We start from the raw sequence: 478 nt of genomic DNA, 5'->3' as shown, positions 1-478 counted from the left end.
CCAGCACGTCACCACGAGAAACATTCGCGATCGGAAGATCGCCCAAACAGGGCAGCATGTCCTTCTTCAGGTATTTGCTGGCTTGCCCTGCACTGCCCTTCGTACTTTTCGTCAGCTTCTTACTTCGGAACGCGTGCCAACGACCAGCAACCGCTTCAAACGTGTTGTTGATGGCGTGAGAGGCTTTCTGCCGCTCAGCACGGCGATGCAATCGGGGATCGATATTGTTGGCCACCAGCGTACGTGCAGCCTCTCTCCGCTGACGAGCCTCCTTGAGACTCACGTCGGGATAGATGCCGAGGGAAATACGTAATTGCTTGTCATGCCAATAGAAACGGAAATGCCAGCGCTTCGAACCCGTTGGGGGCACTTGCAGAGATAAGCCATCGCCATCAGTTAACGTATAAGGCTTGTTGGCGGGCTTGGCTTGCTTGATCGCTGTATCTGTCAGAGCCATCAGACACCTCCTTTCGCATCA

The 478-nt window shown here is 54.4% G+C and carries 1 protein-coding gene; it reads right to left on the bottom strand.

Features of this window, described 5'->3' with window-relative positions; all coding sequences use genetic code 11:
- The coding region (locus FCS21_RS15880) for a tyrosine-type recombinase/integrase (protein ID WP_138624488.1) at positions 1-457 on the bottom strand (457 nt) is incomplete at its 3' end.
- Positions 458-478 lie beyond the last annotated feature (21 nt).

Source organism: Colwellia ponticola, assembly GCF_005885605.1.
In the GTDB taxonomy this organism is placed as follows: Bacteria; Pseudomonadota; Gammaproteobacteria; order Enterobacterales; family Alteromonadaceae; genus Colwellia; species Colwellia ponticola.
Note: the sequence above shows the minus strand (reverse complement) of the source record. Positions and strands in the feature narration are given on the sequence as shown.